General features: G+C 67.7%; 17 protein-coding genes. 9 read left to right on the forward strand and 8 right to left on the reverse strand.

What is annotated here, in order from left to right; genetic code table 11:
* Window positions 1-72: 72 nt before the first annotated feature.
* The 6 genes from lptA to AO057_RS04635 all read left to right on the forward strand — a co-directional run bounded on the left by lptA (window position 73) and on the right by AO057_RS04635 (window position 5603).
* Window positions 73-672 carry a lipopolysaccharide transport periplasmic protein LptA gene (lptA, locus tag AO057_RS04610; RefSeq protein WP_057674533.1) on the forward strand — a complete coding sequence of 200 codons (600 nt, stop codon included), beginning with the start codon at window positions 73-75 and terminating at the stop codon, window positions 670-672.
* A 74-nt stretch (window positions 673-746) separates the two neighbouring features.
* A complete protein-coding gene (gene lptB, locus AO057_RS04615) occupies window positions 747-1502 on the forward strand; it encodes an LPS export ABC transporter ATP-binding protein (RefSeq protein ID WP_240480817.1) in 756 nt (251 codons plus the stop codon).
* 31 nt (window positions 1503-1533) lie between these two features.
* Window positions 1534-3108: an RNA polymerase factor sigma-54 gene (locus AO057_RS04620; protein ID WP_057674534.1), complete on the forward strand. Its 1575-nt coding sequence runs from the start codon at window positions 1534-1536 to the stop codon at window positions 3106-3108.
* An 11-nt stretch (window positions 3109-3119) separates the two neighbouring features.
* Window positions 3120-4379, forward strand: coding sequence for a THUMP domain-containing class I SAM-dependent RNA methyltransferase (locus AO057_RS04625; RefSeq protein ID WP_057674535.1), 1260 nt, complete (start codon window positions 3120-3122; stop codon window positions 4377-4379).
* Window positions 4376-4789 (forward strand): putative toxin-antitoxin system toxin component, PIN family, encoded by a 414-nt coding sequence (locus AO057_RS04630; protein WP_057674536.1) that lies wholly within the window; start codon window positions 4376-4378, stop codon window positions 4787-4789. The genes AO057_RS04625 and AO057_RS04630 overlap by 4 nt, the downstream gene beginning before the upstream one ends.
* Before the next feature lie 22 nt (window positions 4790-4811).
* Window positions 4812-5603, forward strand: a complete 792-nt coding sequence (locus AO057_RS04635) for a YecA/YgfB family protein (RefSeq protein WP_057674537.1) — start codon at window positions 4812-4814, stop codon at window positions 5601-5603.
* A gap of 10 nt (window positions 5604-5613) precedes the next feature.
* Here AO057_RS04635 and AO057_RS04640 read toward each other — a convergent pair whose 3' ends face one another.
* Window positions 5614-7119, reverse strand: a complete 1506-nt coding sequence (locus AO057_RS04640; protein ID WP_057674538.1) for a winged helix-turn-helix domain-containing protein — start codon at window positions 7117-7119, stop codon at window positions 5614-5616.
* A gap of 163 nt (window positions 7120-7282) precedes the next feature.
* Here AO057_RS04640 and AO057_RS04645 point away from each other — a divergent pair, with 163 nt between their 5' ends.
* Window positions 7283-7861 carry an OsmC family protein gene (locus AO057_RS04645; RefSeq protein ID WP_240480732.1) on the forward strand — a complete coding sequence of 193 codons (579 nt, stop codon included), beginning with the start codon at window positions 7283-7285 and terminating at the stop codon, window positions 7859-7861.
* Here the strand turns inward: AO057_RS04645 and AO057_RS04650 are convergent.
* From AO057_RS04650 to apaG, 6 genes are all read right to left on the reverse strand, one after another.
* A complete protein-coding gene (locus tag AO057_RS04650) occupies window positions 7854-8753 on the reverse strand; it encodes an alpha/beta fold hydrolase (protein WP_057674539.1) in 900 nt (299 codons plus the stop codon). The genes AO057_RS04645 and AO057_RS04650 overlap by 8 nt on opposite strands.
* Window positions 8750-9232 carry a CinA family protein gene (locus AO057_RS04655; protein WP_057674540.1) on the reverse strand — a complete coding sequence of 161 codons (483 nt, stop codon included), beginning with the start codon at window positions 9230-9232 and terminating at the stop codon, window positions 8750-8752. Before AO057_RS04655 ends, AO057_RS04650 begins: the two co-directional genes overlap by 4 nt.
* Window positions 9232-9780, reverse strand: a complete 549-nt coding sequence (locus AO057_RS04660) for a phosphatidylglycerophosphatase A family protein (protein WP_082605408.1) — start codon at window positions 9778-9780, stop codon at window positions 9232-9234. Before AO057_RS04660 ends, AO057_RS04655 begins: the two co-directional genes overlap by 1 nt.
* 71 nt (window positions 9781-9851) lie before the next feature.
* Window positions 9852-10832, reverse strand: a complete 981-nt coding sequence (thiL, locus tag AO057_RS04665) for a thiamine-phosphate kinase (protein WP_057674542.1) — start codon at window positions 10830-10832, stop codon at window positions 9852-9854.
* Entirely contained in the window at window positions 10825-12825 is a 2001-nt protein-coding gene (locus AO057_RS04670; RefSeq protein ID WP_057674543.1) for a site-specific recombinase, read from the reverse strand. Before AO057_RS04670 ends, thiL begins: the two co-directional genes overlap by 8 nt.
* 13 nt (window positions 12826-12838) lie before the next feature.
* Window positions 12839-13231: a Co2+/Mg2+ efflux protein ApaG gene (gene apaG / locus AO057_RS04675; RefSeq protein ID WP_057674544.1), complete on the reverse strand. Its 393-nt coding sequence runs from the start codon at window positions 13229-13231 to the stop codon at window positions 12839-12841.
* Window positions 13232-13327: 96 nt separating this feature from the next.
* Here apaG and rpe point away from each other — a divergent pair, with 96 nt between their 5' ends.
* Both rpe and AO057_RS04685 read left to right on the forward strand, forming a co-directional pair.
* Window positions 13328-14008, forward strand: coding sequence for a ribulose-phosphate 3-epimerase (gene rpe, locus AO057_RS04680; RefSeq protein ID WP_057674545.1), 681 nt, complete (start codon window positions 13328-13330; stop codon window positions 14006-14008).
* A 77-nt stretch (window positions 14009-14085) separates the two neighbouring features.
* Window positions 14086-17325: an EAL domain-containing protein gene (locus AO057_RS04685; RefSeq protein ID WP_057674546.1), complete on the forward strand. Its 3240-nt coding sequence runs from the start codon at window positions 14086-14088 to the stop codon at window positions 17323-17325.
* Here AO057_RS04685 and AO057_RS04690 read toward each other — a convergent pair.
* Window positions 17315-17896, reverse strand: coding sequence for a chalcone isomerase family protein (locus AO057_RS04690; protein ID WP_082605409.1), 582 nt, complete (start codon window positions 17894-17896; stop codon window positions 17315-17317). The two genes, AO057_RS04685 and AO057_RS04690, sit on opposite strands and share 11 nt — an antisense overlap.
* Window positions 17897-18054: the final 158 nt, after the last annotated feature.

The raw sequence follows: 18054 nt of genomic DNA on the forward strand, positions 1-18054 counted from the left end.
GTCGGAAGCCGTGAGCAGTCTCTCAGGCCCGATTACAATGCCCGAGACCCAAAGAGCAAGATTCGTGCCTTTATGAAATTCGCTATCCTCCGCTTCCTTCTGTGCGCCGCCTGTGCACTGAACGTGGGCGTGGCCGGTGCCGAGAAGACCGATGCCAAGAAGCCGATGAGCATCGAGGCCGATGCGCTGCGCTATGACGACCTCAAGCAGATCAGCGTTTTCAGCGGCAATGTGGTGCTGACCCGCGGCTCCATCATCATCAAGGGCACGCGCATCGAAGTGCGCCAGGACCCGCAGGGTTACCAGTTTGGCGTGGTGACGGCCGAGCCGGGTCAGCGCGCCTTCTTCCGCCAGAAACGCGACGGCGAGGACGAATACATCGAGGGCGAGAGCGAGACCATCGAATACGACGGCCGCGCCGACGTGTTCAAGCTCATCAAGGACGCCCGCCTGCGCCGCCTGCGCGGCACGCAGGTGGCCGACGTGGTGACGGGCAACATCATCCAGTACAACAGCCTGACGGACGTCTTCACGGTGGACGGCAGCCCGCAAAAGGGCGGCGAGCGCGTGCGCGCCACCCTGACCCCGCGCAACGAGACGGCCGCGCCGGCGGCCCCGCGCGCCAGTGCGCCCCTGCGCACCGACAACACCCTGGGTGGAGGGCGCAAGTGAGCGACAGCCTGCAGACGGCCGGTGGCACCCTGCCGCCCGATTCCCAGCCCGACTCGGCTGCCGCCCAGGACACGCTGCCTGGCGGTGAACCGAGTCGCCTGGAGGCGCGCCACCTCAAGAAGTTCTATGGCAGCCGCGAGGTCGTCAAGGACGTCTCGCTGACCGTGCGCAAGGGCGAGGTGGTGGGCCTGCTGGGGCCCAACGGCGCGGGCAAGACCACGTCCTTCTACATGATCGTGGGCCTGGTGCGCGCCAGCGCCGGCGAGATCCTGATCGACGACGAGGCGGTCGCGCACATGCCCATCCACCAGCGCGCGCGCCTGGGCCTGAGCTACCTGCCGCAGGAGGCGTCGATCTTCCGCAAGCTCAATGTCGAGGACAACGTGCGTGCCGTGCTGGAGTTGCAGCGCGACGAAACCGGCAAACCGCTGAGCAAGAGCGAGATCGAGAACCGCCTCACCGCCCTGCTGCAGGATCTGCGGGTGGAGTCGCTGCGCAAGTCGCCCGCACTGGCACTGTCGGGTGGCGAGCGTCGCCGCGTGGAGATCGCCCGCGCCCTGGCCACGCAGCCGCGTTTCATCCTGCTCGACGAACCTTTTGCCGGCATCGACCCGATCGCGGTGATCGAGATCCAGCGCATCATCAGCTTCCTGAAAGCGCGCGGTATCGGGGTGCTGATCACCGACCACAACGTGCGCGAGACCCTGGGCATCTGCGACCACGCCTACATCATCAGCGAAGGCCGCGTGCTGGCCCAGGGCACACCGGCCGAGATCGTCAACAACGCCGACGTGCGCCGGGTCTACCTGGGCGAGCACTTCAAGATGTGAAGGGTTTTTCCCCTGCACATCGGCTAGCAATATGAAACAGGGACTGTCGCTGCGGGTCTCCCAGCATCTGGCGCTCACGCCCCAGCTGCAGCAGTCCATCCGTCTCCTGCAGCTCTCCACGCTGGAGCTCAACCAGGAGGTCGAGCAGCTGCTCGACGAAAACCCCTTTCTGGAGCGTGCCGACGACAGCGTCGAGCGCGAGGCCCATGGCCTGGAGCGCACCGATACCCCGGTGGCGCGGGACGACGCCGACTACGACTACAGCAGCAGTGCCTCGTCCAGCGAGGGGCCGGACGAAAGCGCCGCGGTGACCAGCCTGGAGAGCGAAGGCAGCTGGGAGGGCGACGGCAGCGTGGACATGTCGCCCGACGACAGCGAGTGGGGCGGCGACGCGCCGGCACGCAACGGCGCGCGCGAGGACGACGAAGCCGATGCCACGGAGCTGGCGCGCAGCCAGGAGTCGCTGCAGGACTTTCTCAAGCGCCAGGCCCTGTCCCTGCGCCTGAGTGCCGAAGACAGCGCGGCGCTGCAGTTCCTGATCGAGTCGCTCAACGAAGACGGTTATCTGGAGGACCCGGTCGAGGAGCTGGCGCGCAGCCTGACCGGGGATGATCCGGAGCACGAGGAAGCGATGATCGCGCACTTCGGGCTCGCACTTCGCCTGCTGCAAAGCCTGGAGCCCACGGGCGTGGGCGCGCGCAACATGGCCGAATGCCTGCGCCTGCAGCTGCACGCCCTGCAGGCCGATGCGATGCGGGGCGCGGCGGCTCTGCCGGAGCCGGCGGTGGTGGCGCAGGCCCTGCGCATGATCGAGCAGCCGCCTGAGTTGCTGGCGCGGCGCGACCTCAGGAAGCTGGCCCAGCTCTGCGGCGGCAGCGAGGCCCTGACGCGCGAGGCCCTGGGCCTGGTGGCGCGGCTCGAGCCCAAGCCGGGCCGGCGCTTCGTGAACGTCGAGCGCAACGTGATCGTGCCCGATGTGCTGGTGCTGCGCAGCGGCAGCGGCGCGCAGACGCGTTTTCGTGTGCAGCTCAACCCGGACATCATGCCGCGCCTGCGTGTGCACGATATCTACGCCAACGCGCTCAAGGGGCACAAGGCCGGCGGCCGTGAGGGCGACAACTACGCCGCCCTGCAGCAGCGCCTGCAGGAGGCGCGCTGGTTCATCAAGAACATCCAGCAGCGTTTCGACACCATCCTGCGCGTCTCCAGCGCCATCGTCGAACGGCAGAAGAATTTCTTCGTGCACGGCGAGCTGGCCATGCGTCCGCTGGTGCTGCGCGAGATTGCCGACGAGCTGGGTCTGCACGAGTCCACCATCAGCCGCGTGACCACGGCCAAGTACATGTCCACGCCTTTCGGTACCTACGAGCTCAAGTACTTCTTCGGTTCGGGCCTGGGCACCGAATCGGGTGGCAACGCCTCCAGCACGGCGGTGCGCGCGCTGATCAAGCAGTTTGTCAGCGCCGAAAATGCCAAGAAGCCCCTGTCCGACAGCCAGCTCTCCGAGATGCTCAAGGAGCAGGGCATCGAGTGCGCCCGCCGCACCGTGGCCAAATACCGCGAGGCGCTCAAGATCGCGCCCGCCAACCTGCGCAAAGCGCTCTGATTGGACGCACTGTGAACCAGCTGCAATTGTTTCTGCCCTGCGCCGCCGGCGTGGAGGACTATCTGGCCGCCGAGATCCTGCGGATCACGGGCCTGCCCCCGGGTTGCATCACCAAACAACGCGGCGGTGTGGCGGTGCGCACCTCGTTTGCGCACGCCATGCTGCTCAACCTGTACAGCCGCCTGGCCCAGCGCGTGCTGGTGCTGCTCTCCTACACCGAGTACCGCAGTGAGCAGGATTTGTACCGCGCCGCCATGGCGGTCCCCTGGGAGCACTGGTTCACCCCCAGGGAAAGCATCAAGGTCGAGATCACGGCCCAGCACAGCCCGCTGACCTCGCTGAACTTCGCGGCGCTGAAGGTGAAGGATGCGGTCTGTGACCGTTTCCGCGAAACCGCTGGTGGCGTGCGCCCCGATGTGGACACCCAGTGGCCCGATGTGCGCATCTACGCCCACCTGACCACCGACAGCTGCTCGCTCTACATCGACACCTCGGGTGAGCCGCTGTTCAAGCGCGGCTGGCGCGAAGACAAGGGCGAGGCGCCGCTCAAGGAAACCCTGGCCGCCGCCATGATCGCCGCCAGTGGCTGGGCCGAGGGCGACGCCGACGGTGACCTGGCGCCGCTGTATGACCCCTGCTGCGGCAGCGGCACCATCGCCATCGAGGCGGCGCAGATCGCCTGCAATATCGCGGCCGGTTCCCTGCGTCGTTTTGCGTTTGAGAAATACCGGCCCTTCCGCGCCCCCGAGTGGGCGGCCATGAAGGCCGAGGCCGCGCAGGCCGTGGTCAAGCCCGAGCCGGGCCAGGCCGCGCTGATCTACGGCAGCGACGTGTCGCACCGCATGGTGGACTTTGCCCAGCGCAATGCCCAGCGGGCCGGTGTGGCCGACGTGATCGAATTCCGCGGCGGTGACGCCCTGCAGCGTTTGCCGCCCTGCGCCACGCCGGGCGTGATGCTGGTCAATCCGCCGTATGGCGAACGCATCGAGGCGGGCGGCTTCGCGGGCGCCGCGCGCTTTGGCGCGCGTGAATTGCCTGAGACCGACAGCGCCGGTGATGACCATGACTTCTTCAGCAAGCTCGCCACGCACTGGAAAAAGAACTACAGCGGCTGGACCGCCTGGGTGCTGACGCCCGACCTCAAGCTGCCCAGCAAGATGCGCCTGAAGGAATCGCGTCGCGTTCCGATGTGGAACGGCCCGCTGGAGTGCCGGCTCTTCAAGTTCGAGATGGTCAAGGGTTCGGCGCGCGAGAAGCCGGTCGAACCATGATCGTTCTGGACACCAACATCGTGCTGGACCTGCTGGTCTTCGACGACCCGGCCACGCCGCCGCTGAAAGACGCGCTCGCGGCGCGTCGGCTGCAGTGGATCGCCACGCCGGCCATGCGCGTGGAACTGGCCCGCGTGCTGGCCTATCCGCACATCGTGTCGCGCCTGGCCCATTACCAGCTCGGCGCTGCCGACGTGCTGGCCGCTTTCGACCGGCAGGTGCAGATCGTCGAGACGGCCCCGCGGGTGTCTTGCGTCTGCAAGGACCCGGACGACCAGAAGTTCATCGACCTGGCCGTGGCGCACCGCGCGCTGCTGCTCAGCAAGGACCACGCCGTGTTGCGCCTCAAGCGACGCCTGCTGCCGCTGGGGGTGAGCACCGCCTCGGCCCTGGCCACCGCGACCCACTGACGATCATTTCTCGGGAACGACCATGACGACATCCGACACCCCCACTCCCGGCGAACTGCTGCAGCCCGGGGATTTCGACGAGCTCGACGCCATCCTCGACGACCTGCGCACGCGCGACGAGGAAATCCCGCAATGGGAATTCTGCGAAGGCTTCATGGCCGCACTGATCTGCGGCCGCCGGCCCATCCCGCCAGAGGAATATCTGCCGGTGCTGCTCGGCCTGGACGATGTCGCTGCCCTCGCGCCTTTTGCCGATGCGGCGCAGCGTGAGCGTTTTCTGGCGCTATGGACGCGACGCTGGCAGGAGGTGGCTGTGGCGCTCGACGCCGAGGTCGAGAACCTGGAAGACGAGGCGGCCTACCAGCCCGAGGTGATGGACGTGCGCGGCGCCATAGCCACACTGCCCGCCGCCGAGCGTGCGGAACTCGGTGACGAGGTGCCGGCCTTCGCCCAGGTCTGGGCTCTGGGCTTCATGTTTGCCGTGGAGAACTGGCCCGAAGAGTGGGCGCCCCCGCGCGACAAGGAGGCCGCGCAGTGGCTGGACGAGGCCCTGGAAACCATCGTGACCATGACCGAAGATGACACCGGTGAGCCCGAGATCTCACCGTTCGGCGACGATACGCCGCCCTCGGTCAGCGTGGAGCGCCTCAATGCCTTTGGCGATGCGATCTGGGCCGTCTACGACCTGCGCGAACTCTGGCGCAGCATCGGCCCGCGCGTGGAGACGGTGCGCAAGCAGGCCGAACCTGGCCGCAACGACCTTTGCCACTGCGGCAGCGGCAAGAAGTACAAGAAGTGCCACGGCGCGACCTGAGTCTGCTGGCTCACGACGCTGCTCCCCAGTACCGGGCCAGTCGCTCGCTGATGCGCTTGCCGTGCGTCAGCGTGATTTCCTGCAGGCTGAGGGGCGCCCGCAGCTTTCGAGCCGCTGCCAGCGCCTGTCGGGCCTCGTCGTCGCGGCCCAGGCGATCCAGGGTGGCGGCTTCCAGCACGCGCGCCAGATAGAAGGTCGGATCGCGCCGGACCGAGGTTCGCGCCTCGGTCAGCGACTCTTCGTTGTTCCCGACCCGCAGCAGAAAGCACCCCAGCGCCCAGCCCCAGAACCCCAGGCGTCGGTCCCGCGGGCTGATCTTCATGCCCAGTCGCATGCGCGCGATCCCCTCCGCCAGCTGCCCTTGCATCCCCTGCGCGGCGCCCAGGGCCACATGGGCCTGGGCGTTGCTGGGGTCGATTTCCAGGGCCAGCTGCAGGATGGCGCTGCCGCGCTCATGCCGTCCGATGTCGCACAGTGCACAACCGGTGTAGCCCAGGACCTCGGCACTGCCCTCGTCGAGCGCGATGGCACGCTCGGCGGTTTGCAGCACCTCGCTCTCAGCTTGCGCCGCATCCGGCAGCATCCCGAGGTTGCGGGCCAGTGCGGTCAGCAGGGCGTAGTGGGCATGCCCCAGGCCGAAAGCGGGGTCCAGCGCCACGCTTTTCTGCAACTGCTGGCGGGCCTCGTTCAGTGAGGCTTCGCCCCAGCCCTTGAGGGTGATGGCGCCGATGGCCTGGCGGTAGTGGGCCCAGGCGTCCAGGTTCTCGGGCCGCTGGCGGCGGATGTGCGCAATCTCGGCGCGGGTGAGCTCGGGCTCCAGCTGCGAGATGACGCCGCGCGCGATCGCGTCCTGCAGATCCCCGGTGGCGTCCGGGGCGCTTTCGAACTGTCCGCTCCACAGCACGTGCCCGCTGGCCGCGTCGGTCAGTTGCGTCGACACGCGCAGCGTGGTGTCCAGGGCACGCACGCTGCCCTCTACGACATAGCGCACGCCGAGTTGCCGGGCAATCTCCGGCAGCGTGGCGGGCTGGTTTCGGAAAACAAAGGATGAGGCATGGGAGATCAGCAGGAAACCGGGCACGCGGGCCAGCAAGGCAATCACATCCTCCGCCAGGCCGTCGGCCAGCAGCTGGACCCGATGGTCCTCCGAGCGCATGCTGAAGGGCAGCACGGCAATCGTAGGCTGGCCCTGTGCCACGGAAGGCGTCGCGGTGACGGCAGGCGGCTGCAGCTTGAGCGAGAAACGGTAGCCGCGGCCGGCCACGGTCGAGATGGCCTGGCTGCCCAGGACCTTGCGCAGGGCCGAGACTTGCACGGAGAGGTTGTTCTCTTCCACCACCAGCCCGGGCCAGACCCGGTTCAATGCCTCCTCCTTGCTCACCATGTGCGGGTGGCTTTCGAGCAGGCACAGCAGGAGGTCGAATGCCCGCGCCCCCAGGGCAGCCGGCACGCCGTCCAGCAGCAGGACACGGTCCGCCGGGCGGACCTCACACTGGGCAAAACGATAGGAATGCAAGAGGAGCTCCCGGATGGCTAGGGCCTGTTCACACTTGAGAAATCAGTGTGAACAGACCCTAGGTGTTTTAGCAGGGTTTAGGAAATCTTTCAGAACATTAAAGGACAGACCAGGGGCTGCAGGACGACAGTCAAGCCATCGTTCACACACCTGAGGAGATGCAATGAACCTGGCCCTGCCCACCCCCACCAAGGCGTCCATGATGGAAACCGTCAGCATTCAAGAACGCCAACGCCCCTTGCGGGCCCGCTACAAGACCGAACCCGGGGCGGCCTGGGTCACCGACTACGCGCGCACCCGAAGCAGCGACCCGCGCGATCCCTTGCACTTCATCGTGGAGCCCAAGCAAGGTTCTGGCGTTCAACTTCCCGTGGGCGTGCACGGCGCCGTCGGCGGTTTGCACGATGCGCCGTGCCCGGGCGACATCCTGTGCGCGGCCCTGGCGGCCTGCCAGGACTCCTCGATTCGCATGGTGGCCAACCTGCTGGGCGTGGAGCTGGCGTCATTGACCGTGGAGGTCACGGCCGAGGTCGATGTGCGTGGTGCCCTGGGCATGGACCCGCAGGTGCCGGTGGGTTTTCAGACCCTGCGCTGTGACGTGCACCTGAGCGCGCAGGAGGGTACGCCGCCGGAGCTACTCGCCAAGCTGCGCATGGGCGCGGAACGCTGCTGCGTCGTGCTGCAGACCTTGCGCCAGCCGCCGACCGTGCAGACGGTCTTTCACGGCGCCGACCTCAGCTGAAAAATGCCTGCAGCGCGCTGGCGGTCTCGGCCGGCAGTTCTTCCGGAATGAAATGCCCGGCCGGCAGCAGCTGGCCGCTCACGGTGGCGCTGCATTGCGCCTGCCAGAGTTCCAACGGCTTGAAGAGCTTGTTCACCACGCCGCGCTCGCCCCACAGCACCAGCGTGTCGCAGGCGATCTTCTCGCCGTGCGCGCGGCTGGCCCGATCGTGCTCCAGGTCGATGCCGGCGCTGGCCCGGTAGTCCTCGCAGGCACCGTGGATGGCCTCGGGGGTGCAGAAGCAGCGCTCGTACTCGGCCAGGGCCTGCGGTTCGATATAGCCCAGGCCCGCGCTGCCCCAGCCGCCGAGCTTGGCGTGCAGGTAGGTCCTGGCGTCGGCGCCGATCATGCGTTCGGGCAGGGGCCAGGGCTGGATCAGGTGGAACCAGTGGTAATAGGCGCGTGCGAAGGCCATGTCGGTGGCGGCGTACATGTCCAGCGTGGGCGCGATGTCGATCACGCAGAGCTTTGCCACCTTCTCGGCGTGATCCAGCGCCAGGCGGGCCGCCACGCGGCCGCCGCGGTCATGGCCGCAGAGGTAGAAGGACGAACAGCCCAGCTGGTCCATCACGTCTACCAGGTCCTGCGCCATGGTGCGCTTGCTGTAGTTGCCGTGGTCGGGCAGGCCGGCGGGTTGGGCCGAATCGCCGTAACCACGCAGGTCGGGCAGCACGATCCAGTAGTCGTTCTTGAGCTGCTGCGCCACGCGCTGCCACAGTGCATGGGTTTGCGGGAAGCCATGCACCAGCAGCAGGGCGGGCTTGCCGCCGCGTGGTGCAGCCGGCACACGGGCCTGGATCTGCACGCCGTTGACCTCGAAGCGGCGGGTCTCGAAACCTTCGAACCAGTTCATCGCATCAACTCCAGCAGGCGGGACAGGGCGTGTTGCACGGTGGCGGCGCGCACCGCAGCGCGGTCGCCGGGGAAGTGCATCTTCTCGGTCACCCGTTGCCCCGGCAGGGCGTAGCCGAACCAGACCAGACCGACGGGTTTGTCGGGTGTGCCACCCGTGGGGCCGGCCACGCCGGTGACGGCCACGGCCACCTGGGCCTGCGAATGCGCCAGCGCACCGGCGGCCATGGCGCGCGCCACTTCCTCGCTGACGGCGCCGTGCCGCTGGATCAGCGCAAGCTCCACGCCCAGCAGCTCGTTCTTGGCCGTGTTGGAGTAGCTGACGAAGCCGCGTTCGAACCAGTTGCTGGAGCCGCTCAGGTCGGTGCAGGCCGCGGCGATCAGGCCGCCCGTGCAGCTCTCGGCCGTGGCCAGCATCCACTGGCGCTGCTGCAACTGCGTGGCCAGCCGCTCGACCAGGGGCGCGGTGGGCGGGCTCATCAGAAGCTGCGCCACAGCGCGATCAGCAGCAGCGTGCAGAAAGCTGCGACCAGGTCGTCGAGCATGATGCCCCAGCCGGCCTTGGCCCAGCCGTGGCGGGCGTGGCTGGGGTCCATGTCGTGGTAGAGGCGGTCGGCCCAGCCCACCGGGCCGGGCTTGGCGGCGTCGAAATAGCGGAACAGCGCGAAGGCCAGCAACTGTTCGGGCCAGCCCGTGGGCATGATGAGCCACAGCACCAGCCAGAAGGCGAGGATCTCGTCCCAGACGATGCAGCCGGGGTCACCCGCCTGCAGGTGGCGCGCGGTGACGCTGCAGGCCCACCAGCCCAGGGGCAGCGAGATCAGCAGCAGCAGGCCCCAGCGGGCCTCGTTCATCCAGGGCTGCAGCACCAGGAAGGCGGCCCAGGCCCACAGCGTGCCCACGGTACCCGCGGCCTTGGGGCTCAGGCCCGAGCCGAAACCCAGGGCGATGGCGTGGGCCGGGTGCGCCAGCATGAAGCGGCCGGTGGGCCGGGTCATGGGCGGGCGCAGGGGGCTGGGAGCGTTCATTCAGAGATTATGGTGGAGGCGCAGCCGCTGGCCCTTCGCCTGGCCCGGCATGCGCAGTTGCGCCAGCCGGCTCAGGCGAAGTGATCGAAGGAGGCGTAGCGGCCGACCACGGGGCGGCCCTGCGCGTCGACCAGGCGCAGGCCGGCTTCGGTCTCGATGCGGCCGATGCGCGTGACGGGCGTGGCCGCTTCCCGTGCGGCGGCCAGCACGGCTTGTCCCTGTGCGGCCGGTGCCGTGAACAGCAATTCGTAGTCGTCGCCGCCGGCCAGCACCAGGCTCAGGCGTTCTGCTTCATCCAGGGTCACGTCCGGTGTTGCCAGCAAGGGGGCGGCCAGGGTGGTGTCGATGCAGGCGCCACAGCCCGAAGCCTGCAGGATGTGGCCCAGATCGCCGAGCAGGCCGTCGCTGACGTCCAGCGCTGCGCTGGCCACACCGCGCAACGCCATGCCGAGCGCGATGCGCGGGGTGGGCTGCTCCAGTCGAGCGCGCGCGGCCTGCAGCAGGGGGGGCGGTAGCTTGCGCCGGCCTTGCAGGGCTTCGAGTGCCAGCCGCGCATCGCCCAGCGTGCCGCTGACCCAGAGCTCATCGCCAGGCCGCGCGCCCGAGCGCAGCAGCGCGCGGCTGCCGTTGTCGGTCACGGGCACTTCGCCGAAGATGGTGATGCAGATGTTGAGCGGGCCGCGTGTGGTGTCGCCGCCGATGAGCTGGCAATCGTGCGCGTCGGCCAGCGCGAACAGGCCGCGCGCGAAGGCGGCCAGCCAGGCCTCGTCGGCCTGCGGCAGGGACAGGGCCAGCGTGAAAGCCAAGGGGCGGGCGCCGCAGGCGGCCAGGTCGCTGAGGTTCACCGCCAGGGCCTTGTGGCCCAGCGTTTGCGGATCCACGTCGGGAAAGAAGTGCCGGCTCTCGACCAGCATGTCGCTGGAGATGGCCAGTTGCGTGCCGGGTGCCGGTTGCAGCAGGGCGCAGTCGTCGCCCACGCCCAGCCGCACAGCGCCGGTATAGGGGCGTTGCGGACGCTGGAAATAGCGCGCGATCAGGTCGAATTCACCCACCGCTGTCCTCCTGCGCACGGGCCACCTCGCGTGGCGGCCACAGGAAACCCAGCGGCGCGTGGCGCAGCCGCGAGCGGATCGCGGCATAGATGCGGGCACGGTCCACGCCGCTGACGCTGTGGGCGCGCAGCGCAAGCTGGAAGGCGAGGTAGAAACTCACGCCGACATTGAGGGCGCCGGTCACCAGCACGGCGCCCAGGCACCACCACAGGGCCGGCTGGGCCAGCACGTCCAGGCCCAGCGTGAAGCCGGCGGCTGCCAGCTGGCCGGTGGAGAGGGTGACGTGTCGCACCTCCAGCCCCAGGCCGAAGAAGGCGGCGAAAGCCGGTACCAGGCCGAGCATCAGGCCGAGCGAGATGTTGGCGGCCAGGCCCGAGATGTTGTTGCGCAGGAAGAGCGCCCAGCGCGCCGCCCGTTGCTCGCCGAGCACGGCCGTGATGCGCGGGTTGTAGCGCAGTGCCGAACCGAGCCGGTTCAGCACGAACCAGTTCTCGGCCCAGCCGGCCACGATGCTGGAGGCAAACAGCAGCACGCCGGTGAAGGCGGCAAACAGGGCCGTGGGGCCGAGCAGGGTGAGGGAGTGCAGGACGTAGTCGGCTTCCTGCGGACTCAGTGGCGGGCGGCCCGAGAGCAGGAGCCAGGCGCCGCTGAGCAGCAGCACGCAGGGCACGACCAGCAGCAGATTGCCCGCCACGGCCGCGACCTGCGAGCGCACCAGGTGGCTGACCTCGTCGACAAACTGCTCCACCGCGTTCGCGGCGTTCAGGTCCTTGAGGCGTGCCGCCATGGCCGGGGCCGTCATGGCGGGCTGCTTGGTGGCCACGGTCCAGTGCAGCAACTGGATGAGCACGAAGCTCAGGGCGTAGTTGAGGCTGGCGGCGAAGCCGCTCCAGAAAGCCGAGAGGCCCAGGCCCAGCAGCGCAAATTTCATGAGCGTGGTGAGCGACATCACGGCACCGCCGCCGGCGGCCTTGCGCAGCATGTCGCGGTACTCGCTGCGATTGCGCGTGATGTAGTGCTCGCCGGTTTCGGCGCTGCGCTCGGCCACCTTGGCCGCCAGCAGCGAGGAGTTGCTGGCGATCAGGGCGCGCACGCTGCGGCTTTGCTGCCCGAGCTGGGTCAGGCGGGCCAGCAGCCGTGCCGTGCTGAGGGCCGGCGTGGGCGAGAGCAGGGTGTCGAGCAGTTCGCGCACACGCAGCACGCGTTCACGCAACTGGCGCAGGCGAAACACCATGTCCACCGAGATGCCGTTTTCGTCCAGGTGCGTGTAGACGCTGGCGGCGGCCAGGCGACAGGCCTCAAGCCGCTCCTTGAAGCGCTGCACCGCCTGACCCAGCGCGGCGGCATCGGGCGGGCCCTGGTGCAGGGCCAGGCGCACGGCCTCGAAATCGGCCGCCAGGTTCTGGAAGGCACGCGTTTCCTGGCTGGCCTGGCTCATGCGCAGGCGCAGCTCGGGGGCGAAACCGATGGCCCGGATCTGGCTGATGCAGTAGGTGATGGACTCTTCCAGGGCCAGCGCCCAGGGCGAGCGTGCCGCCGCGTCGGCCGGGCTCAGCAGCGCGTCCAGCCGGGCGACCGTGGTTTCATCGAGCTGGGCCAGCCATTGGCTGTCATAGGGATGGGGGAAGAGCAGCAGGAACAGCTCGGAGGCGTCACGCGTCTGCGGCGTGGCCGGCAGCAGCTTGTTCAGCAGGCGGCTGAAGAACTCGCTGAGGAAGGCCGGGCGCTGGGCAAAACCGTGGTCGGCCAGCAGCGTGGTGGCGTCCAGGCCGTCCAGCAGGGCCAGCCACCAGGCCTGCAGCCGTTCGCGCAGGGGGGCTTGTGCTTCCAGCAGGTCCAGCAGCAGTCGCACGCGCTCGATGGAAACAGCAGGGTCGCTTTGGTCGCCGCGCACCCAGTCGAGCAGGGCGGCGAGCCAGAGATGGCGCTGGACCAGCGTCGCCTCTGGGTCCAGCGCGTCCAGCAGGCTGGGCAGGTCACGAAAGGCCGGCATGGGTGAACAGGCCCTAGTGCAGGGTGCGCGTACCGCCGCCGGCGCTCAGCGCGTCGAGCACGAACATGGGAATGTCGACGTCGAAGCGCTCGCCGTCCTCGGCCACGAAGAAGTAGCTGCCGTGCATGGTGCCGGTGGGTGTGCGCAGGCGCGTGCCGCTGGTGTACTCGAAGGTCCCGCCCGGCTGCAGCAGCGGCTGCTGGCCGATCACGCCCAGACCGCGCACTTTCTCCGTATGGCCGTTGGCATCATTGACGTTCCAGCTGCGCGAAATCAGCTGGGCCGGAATCTCGCCGGTGTTGGTGACGGTGACGGTGTAGGCGAAAACGTAAAGCCCCTGCGCCGGGGCCGACTGCTCGGGCATATGGCGGGGCTGGACTTCGACAAGAATCTGGTACTTTGCCATATATGGATATAGTCGAGGAAATGGTGCTCAGGACGCGCGTGCACGATGCGAGTCCTGAGCACCATTCCCTGCATCGTACCTGTGAAAATACCGACCATGTCCAAAACCTTCCGCATTGCCCCTTCCATCCTCTCGGCCGATTTCGCCCGTCTGGGCGAGGAGGTGCGCCATGTGATTGCTGCCGGTGCCGACTGGATCCACTTCGATGTGATGGACAACCACTACGTGCCCAACCTGACCTTCGGCCCCATGGTGTGCCAGGCGCTCAAGCCGCACGCGAAGACCCCCGATGGCAAGGCGGTACCGATCGATGTGCACCTGATGGTGCAGCCGGTGGACGCGCTGGCCGAGGCCTTTGCTGCTGCCGGGGCCGATCTGATCAGCTTCCACCCGGATGCTTCGGGCCACGTGCACCGTAGCGTGCAGGCCATCAAGGCCAAGGGTTGCCAGGCCGGCCTGGTGTTCAACCCGGCGCAGCCGCTGGACGTGCTGGACTGGGTGATCGAGGACATCGACCTCATCCTCATCATGAGCGTCAACCCGGGTTTCGGCGGCCAGAGTTTCATTGACTCGGCGCTGCGCAAGGTGGAGGCCGCGCGCAAACGCATCGAGGCCTCGGGCAAGGACATCCGGCTGGAGGTTGATGGCGGCATCAAGGTCGACAACATCCGCCGCGTGGCCGATGCCGGGGCCGACACCTTCGTGGCCGGCAGTGCCATCTTTGGCAAGCCGGACTACCGCGCCGTCATCCAGGCCATGCGCCAGGCGCTGGCCTGATCTCCGGGCGGGGGCGTTCCTACGTGTTAGCCATGACGCCGGGGAGTAGGCTTCACGGCTAGCATCGGCGCCAGTTCATGAAAAGCAGCGACACCACGTCCATCGCATCCGGCCGGCAGGAAAAGCGCGGCTCCGTATGGCGGCGTGCGCTGGACTGGCTGCCCGGGCGGCGTCAGCCCGAAGGCGGCATGCATGTGTACCGCTGGGTGCGGCTGGCCCTGTACACGGTGCTGGTGGTGGTGGGCGCCCTGACCTATTGGCAGATGCGCCAGCAGCAGCTGGCCGAGCAGATCCGGCAGGCCGATGCCGAGATCATCCGCGTGGCGGCCGCCCAGGGGACGCAGATCCAGCGCATGATCATGCTGCTGACCCGGCTGCAGCACGTCGAGGGCAGCGAAGAGGAAAACGCCAATGCGCTGGGCGAGACGCTGAGCCAGACGCAGACCCAGGCCACTTTGCTCGATGAGCTGTTGTCGCGCCAGGGGGTCTGGCAGATCGACGACCGTCCCCAGCTGCGTGGCGTCATTTTCGAATGGCAGGACCGGCGTGAACGGGTCTGGTATCGCGCCCAGTCCCTGCTGTGGCTGCTCGACCAGAAGCACCTGGAGAAGCGTTCGACGGCAACCCTGTTCCTGCTGACCGAGCTGGAATCCTTCTGGCTGACCACGCAAACCCTGGTGGATGAACTGCAGCTGGCGGCGCAGCGGCGCTCGCGCGCCAGCCTGGACCGGATCGAGTTTTCGAGCAACTTCATGCTCGGTGTGCTGCTGCTGCTGATCCTGGCGGTGGCCGAGCCGCTGGTGCTGTTCGTGCGGCGGCAGAGTGAGGCTCTGCTGAACCAGTCGCTGGAGCTCCAGCGACTGGCCCTGGTGGCGCAGCGCACCTCCAACTGGGTGGCCGTGGTGGACCGCGAACGTCGGGTGCTCTGGTGCAACGACACCTTCCTGCGCGGCAAGGGGGGCACACGGGACGAGATCCTGGACCAGCATGCGGCCTTGCTGGTCATCAATGAATACAACGACCCCGAGGAAATGACGCGCCTGCTGGCCGAGCTGGACATGGGGCTGGCCGTGCGGGTCGAAGTCATGCACCGCGGTCGTCAAGGCGAGGAGGTCTGGCTCGACGTCGACTACCAGCCCATCCATGACGCGCAGGGGGTGCACATCGGCTTCACCCTGATGGCCCGCGACATCACCGACACCGTCAACCAGCGCGTGCGCATGCAGACCCTGCTGGACATCATGCCGGCCGGCGTGGTGCTGCAGTCGGCTGCCGGTGTGGTGATCGAGTGCAACCGGCAGGCGCAGGAGATGCTCGCCCTGCCGCAGCAAAAGCTGCTGGGCCGCGACCGGCTGGCCGATGACACCATGGTGGTGCGTGCCGACCTCACGCCCTATCCGCTGGCGGAGCGTCCCAGTGTGCGTACCTTGCGCACAGGCCAGGGGCTGCGCGGCGAACTGGTCGGCCACATGCGGACGGCGGGTGAGTTGCGCTGGCACATGGTCAACACCGAGCCGGTGCACGATGCCACCGGACACCTGACCGGCGTGATCTCCTGTCTGGTGGATGTGACGCAGCAGCGTGAGCAGCAGCAATTGCTGACGCTGGCCATCGAAAGCGCCTCTCTGGGGGTCTGGCACTGGGATGTGGCTACGAGCGACATGAGCTGCAATGACCGCCTGCTCCAGTTGTATGGCTATTCGCGGGCGGGTCTGGGTATGAAGGTGGACGACTGGAATGCCATCATCCACCCGGATGATCTGGCGGGCTGGCTGTGGGCCGTGCGTACCAACCTGAAGGACTCGCGGCAGCCGCTGCACTGGGAAATGCGCATCCGGCATGGCAGCGGCCGCTGGGTCTGGCTGCTGTACAGCGGCACGGTGGTGGCGCGCGACGGCAGCGGCCGGGCCCTGCGCATGGCGGGCATCTGCTACGACATCAACGCCCAGAAGGAGCTGGAAGAGCAGCTGCGCCAGAGCGCACGTACCGACAGCCTGACACGCCTGCCCAACCGGGTCGAATTGCTCGGCCGCATCGAGGCCTCGATCCAGCGCATGCAGCAGCAACCGGGGTACTGTTTTGCCGTGCTGTTCATGGACTTCGACCGCTTCAAGCAGGTCAACGACACGCTGGGCCATTCGGTCGGCGACGAGCTGCTGCGCCAGATCGCCAAGCGCCTGGAGGACAGCCTGCGCCCGGGCGACGCCTTCGTGCAGACCAGCGATTTCAGCCAGATGGCGGCGCGCATCGGTGGCGACGAGTTCGTGGTGCTGCTGGACAACATCCGCGGCGACCTGGACGCGCAGGTGGTGGCCTCGCGCCTGCTGGAGGTGCTGGCCGAGCCCTACCAGATCGGTCCGCACCGCATCAACTCCACCGCCAGCATCGGCATCGTCACCACGGCCTACATGGCCGAGGATCCCGACAGCGTGTTGCGCGACGCCGACATTGCCATGTACGAGGCCAAGCGCCAGGGGCGCGGGCGCTACGAGATGTTCGAGCCTTCCATGCGCAAGCGCGTGCACGACGACGCGGAGCTGGAGAACGACCTGCGCCAGGCGGTCGACAAGGGCGAGATCCACGTGGTCTACCAGCCCATGATCGAGCTGGGAAGCGGGCGGCTGGTGGGCATGGAGGCGCTGGCGCGCTGGTTGCATCCGCAGCGCGGCCCGGTCTCGCCGCTGACCTTCATCCCGGTGGCCGAAGCCACGGGCATGATCGGTCGCCTGGGCGAATTCGTCCTGAAGACCGCCTGTCACGAACTGGTGCGCCTGCGCACCCTGCTGGGTGAGAGGGCACCCGAGACGGTGTCGGTCAACCTCTCGCGCGCCCAGTTGCGCCAGGCCGGGTTTACCGCCAAGCTGTCGGAACTGCTGTACAGCGCCGGGCTGGCGCCGGGCGCGCTCATGCTGGAGGTCACGGAAAGCCTGGCCGCCCAGGACGAGGGCATGCAGGCCATCCTGCGCGAGATTCGCGCGCTCGGCGTCTCGCTCTCGCTGGACGATTTTGGTACCGGCTATTCCTCGCTCTCGTGTCTGCACGAATTGCCGGTCAACCAGGTCAAGATCGACCGCTCCTTCGTGAGCGAGGCACTCACCAGCAACTACCACCGCGTGATGATCGCCGCCACCATCAGCATGGCGCGCACGCTGGGCCTGCAGACGGTGGCCGAAGGGATCGAGACGACCGAGCAGGCCGCGCTCATGGCCGATCTGGGCTGCGGCAAGGGCCAGGGTTATCTGTACAGCCGGCCGCTGAGCGCCCAGGACCTCGAGTCCTGGGCCCTGGCCATGCCAACCGCTGCGCTCAGGACTTGATGTCCAGCAGGGCGTTCTTGAGCTGCCAGTCCGCCGGGGCCTTGCCCAGCCAGATGCCCATCAGGGCGGCGAAGAACTCCGCCTCCTTGAAGGGGGCGCCCTGGACCTTGCCCTTGACCGCGATGGACAGGCCCTGACCGGGGACCCAGTCCAGGGTGAAGCTGTCGCCAGCCATGAGCTTCTTGTGATCGGAAAAGATCTGGCTCATGCGCATGATGCCGGGGATCAGCTGGACGAAGGCGGCGCGGTCCATGTTGTCTTCCATGCCGCGGGAAAACAGCTTGCCCAGTTCGGCGGCATCGATGTCGCGCAGCATGGTGATGCTCATGCGCTTGGGGCCGGGGGCCTTGAGGATTTCGTCCAGCGAGCCGGCCTTGCGGCCCACATAGAGGCCTGCGGCATAGACCTTGAAAACGGCCTTGTAACGCACGCCGGCACCGTTGAGTTCCAGCTTGCTGCCGCTGACTTCGACCTGCGGCGCGAAATTGACGCCGCCGACTTCCAGGGCGGATGCCTGCTGGCCGATGCCGAACAGCAGGGCGAACAGGAAGGGACGTAAGGGGGACCACATGATCGATAACCTCCAAAATAGTACGATCGTTCGTTCTAATTATCCCAGACCCCGGCTCCGGCCCGATTCAGGGTTTTTCTGGGGGTGGGCGCCTTTGCTAAACTGGCCCCATGTTCATTCACCGCCTCATCAGCACAGGTTGCAGCGACCGGGGAGCC

It is taken from the genome of Curvibacter sp. PAE-UM (assembly GCF_001432305.1).
Classification (GTDB): domain Bacteria; phylum Pseudomonadota; class Gammaproteobacteria; order Burkholderiales; family Burkholderiaceae_C; genus Hylemonella.

Coding starts and splice junctions, on each gene's coding strand:
- AO057_RS04650 (WP_057674539.1), bottom strand. CDS start 8,753: ATGAACTGGTTCGAAGGTTTCGAGACCCGCCGCTTCGAGGTCAACGGC.
- AO057_RS04645 (WP_240480732.1), top strand. CDS start 7,283: ATGAACCTGGCCCTGCCCACCCCCACCAAGGCGTCCATGATGGAAACC.
- AO057_RS04620 (WP_057674534.1), top strand. CDS start 1,534: ATGAAACAGGGACTGTCGCTGCGGGTCTCCCAGCATCTGGCGCTCACG.
- AO057_RS04685 (WP_057674546.1), top strand. CDS start 14,086: ATGAAAAGCAGCGACACCACGTCCATCGCATCCGGCCGGCAGGAAAAG.
- apaG (WP_057674544.1), bottom strand. CDS start 13,231: ATGGCAAAGTACCAGATTCTTGTCGAAGTCCAGCCCCGCCATATGCCC.
- AO057_RS04660 (WP_082605408.1), bottom strand. CDS start 9,780: ATGAACGCTCCCAGCCCCCTGCGCCCGCCCATGACCCGGCCCACCGGC.
- AO057_RS04670 (WP_057674543.1), bottom strand. CDS start 12,825: ATGCCGGCCTTTCGTGACCTGCCCAGCCTGCTGGACGCGCTGGACCCA.
- rpe (WP_057674545.1), top strand. CDS start 13,328: ATGTCCAAAACCTTCCGCATTGCCCCTTCCATCCTCTCGGCCGATTTC.
- AO057_RS04635 (WP_057674537.1), top strand. CDS start 4,812: ATGACGACATCCGACACCCCCACTCCCGGCGAACTGCTGCAGCCCGGG.
- lptA (WP_057674533.1), top strand. CDS start 73: ATGAAATTCGCTATCCTCCGCTTCCTTCTGTGCGCCGCCTGTGCACTG.
- AO057_RS04690 (WP_082605409.1), bottom strand. CDS start 17,896: ATGTGGTCCCCCTTACGTCCCTTCCTGTTCGCCCTGCTGTTCGGCATC.
- AO057_RS04655 (WP_057674540.1), bottom strand. CDS start 9,232: ATGAGCCCGCCCACCGCGCCCCTGGTCGAGCGGCTGGCCACGCAGTTG.
- AO057_RS04630 (WP_057674536.1), top strand. CDS start 4,376: ATGATCGTTCTGGACACCAACATCGTGCTGGACCTGCTGGTCTTCGAC.